This is a genomic window from Okeania sp. (assembly GCF_983059655.1).
In genome coordinates this window covers 1-3,153 of record NZ_CEZPJD010000879.1, presented here as the reverse complement: position 1 = coordinate 3,153, position 3,153 = coordinate 1, and the positions used below count along the sequence as shown (strand labels likewise).

General features: G+C 40.6%; 1 protein-coding gene. It reads right to left on the bottom strand.

Annotated elements, in window-relative coordinates:
* Positions 1 to 263: 263 nt before the first annotated feature.
* Positions 264 to 2,765 carry an endonuclease MutS2 gene (locus tag AC3DU7_RS29650; RefSeq protein WP_488042833.1) on the bottom strand — a complete coding sequence of 834 codons (2,502 nt, stop codon included), beginning with the start codon at positions 2,763 to 2,765 and terminating at the stop codon, positions 264 to 266.
* Positions 2,766 to 3,153 lie beyond the last annotated feature (388 nt).

The window sequence follows — 3,153 nt, the reverse complement described above, 5'->3', positions numbered from 1 at the left end:
TAATTAGCACCCCAGTTATTGTTACAGCAGATTCCTCGCATAAGAGGTACAAATATTAACGTTAAAATGTTGGTAGTGCGGGCATCTTGCCCGCGAAGAATATACCTCACACCTGATGAAATCTGCTGTAATTATTCTGATATCTACCTCCCGCACTCCCCCACTCCCTGACCTATCCGTATATCCGTGCCGTAATCCGTGTGAGCCACTCCCTCACTTCCCCTGATAACTGATAACTGATAACTGATAACTGAAATTACACACTAGACTAAATGAGCAATAGTTACCCCACTACCACCATCATTTTTAGATGCTAACTCATAACGCTCAACCAACGGATGATCCTGCAAAAACTCATGAATACCCTGCCTCAATTTACCAGTACCTTTACCATGAATAATCCACAACAAACCATATTCGATAGCCCGAGAAAGTGCCCTATCTACCTCAATTTGAGCATCTGCTACCCGACTGCCACGAATATCAATACTATTTTGAGAAGTACGAACAGCTAAACCACTAGAATTAATCTCCGGTTTAGTTTCTTTAGGCTTACTTTCTGACTTTTTACTCTTTTGCGCTTCTACATTTTTACTCTTTTTAGAAAGCTCTGCTTTTTCACCATCAAGAGATTCCACTTCTGCCAAACTAACTGTCATTTTCATAATTCCAAATTTAACAGTTAGTTCATCATTCTCATTAGGAGCGCTCAATACTTCTGCTGTTTGCCCAATTTTGGGAATCCGAATGCGATCGCCCTCTTTCGGCATAAAATTCGGTTTCTTGACAGGGAGAGTACGAGAAGGCAAATATTTCTCAGAAATTTCATTAATAGCTTTCGTAGCTTTCTGAGCATTTCGAGCAGTTAACGGACCCTGTTGTAAATTCCTAATGACCGTAGCAATTTCTGCCTTTGCCTCAGCAATTTTTTCCTGTACCGCCACCTCTTGCGATAACTGTAAATCTTTCTCTCGATCTTTGAGGGCAGCAGCTTTTCTCGAAACTTCCCGATGTAAAGACTCAGTTTCTTGTAGTAACTCAGAAGCTTCTTTCGCCTTTGTTTCCTGTTGCTGTCTTTGTGCTTCTAAACCTGCAATTACCTGATTCACATCCTCAGAGTTTCCTCCCACATAATCTTGCGCTCTATAAATAATCTCCTGTTTTAAACCCAACTTGCCAGCAATAGTCATAGCATTAGACCGTCCTGGAATTCCCCAAAGCAGGCGGTATGTGGGTTGTAATGAATTGATATCAAATTCTACAGAAGCATTTTCAAACCTTTCATCGTCATATTTGAGAGCTTTCAGTTCTCCAAAATGGGTAGTTGCCACTGTTAATAGCGCATTGTCAGCCAAGTATTGCAAAATAGAAGTTGCTAAAGCACTACCCTCAGTGGGGTCTGTACCAGCACCAATTTCATCTAACAAAACCAAGGTAGAAGATAAATCAGAATTTTCTTGATTTTCATCCCCATCTATTGCTTCTAAAATCCTAATAATGCGTCGAACATGACCAGAAAAAGTAGATAAACTTTGTTCTAATGATTGCTCATCACCAATATCAGCCAAGATTTGTTCAAACCAGGGCAACTCTACAGGTTCATTGGCAGGTATAAATAACCCTATTTTTGCCATCAGTGCAGCTAACCCCAAGCTCTTCAGAGTAACAGTTTTACCACCAGTGTTCGGCCCTGTAATTGCCACCACTTTAACTGGAGATTTCACCGTAACATCAATAGGTACCACATCATTTCCTTCTTCGTATTGCTGTTGCCAAACTAACAACGGATGTCGCAATTGACGAATATTCACGGGGCGCTCGGAGTCTGGTTCGGTAAATTGAGGCGGGTTTGCTCCTAACCATAAACTATAACGAGCGCGAGCTGTGGCCAAGTCAATTGTAGTAGCAATTATCAGTAACTGCTCCAAGTCTTCCTTAACTTCTGCCACCTGCTCTGTTAATGCTTGCCGAATCGCTTCTTCTTCCCTTTGGGCCTGGCGCTGTAGTTGTCGCATTTGGTTATTGAGGTTGACAACTCCATTAGGTTCTATGTATAGTGTTGAACCAGTTGTAGATGTATCGTGAACAATACCAGGTACAGCATCTTTTTGAGGTGCTTTGACAGGAATTACAAAGCGATCGCTCCTTTGAGTAATAATTGGTTGTTGAATAGCACTAGCTTTCCGTTGTAAAATGCCTCGAAGTATCCGATCAATGCGATCGCGTAAATGGTGCATTTTTTCTCGAATACCCGCTAGTTTTGGACTTGCTCTGTCTGTAACATCTCCCCTATCGTCTATACAGCGGTGAATTTCCTGTTCTAGTTCTGGATAAGTGCGTAACTCAGCTACTAATTCCGGTAAAACTGACAACTCATATTCTTCCTCATAATTGTCAATTGTCCGACGTAACTTACGAGCGCCTGCCAGAGTTGTTGCAATAGCTAAAAGTTCACGTCCAGAGATTATACCACCTAGTTCTGCTCTTTCCAGGGAATCTCCAAAGTCTTCAATACCATCAAAGGACAAACCCTGTGGCAGACGAGTTTCTAGTATATAAGCTTCCTTAGTTTCAGCTAATAGTTGTATAGTTTCCGCTCTTGTTGACGGAATTGGTAAATAATTAGTCGTGTTTTGGCGATCGCCGATATTAAAAGTCCTAGAATTGTGGAGCAATATTGCACCCAATTTCGTTGCTGTAAAAGTGGCCAAGTGTTGACACAAGCGAGGCCATTCCAGTAATTCTAAAGTCTCAGATTGAATCAAAGCTTAATAATAATAAAAGTATTATGTACTATGAATTATATTATACTACAATGATTACTTAAAAATTTCTAAAATTCAAAATCGGGAGTCTGGAGTTAGAAGTCAGAAGTTAGAAGTCAAAAGTCAGAAGTTAGGATGAGAGTAGGAATTATCTGAGGATATTTCAGCATAAAATACCGGAATTGAATGGAAGTATAGAGTGCAACAACTGTATAACCAGATTTCAATCAAAAAGTTAATTCAACCATAAAAGTTGTAGTGTTTCTCTAAACTCCCCACACTTCCCCCTCTCCTCTACTCTTAACATCGAGGCGATTATAAAAAATGAAATAACCCTGTTGCCTGTTGCCTGTTGCCTGTTGCCTGTTGCCTGTTGCCTGTTGCCTGT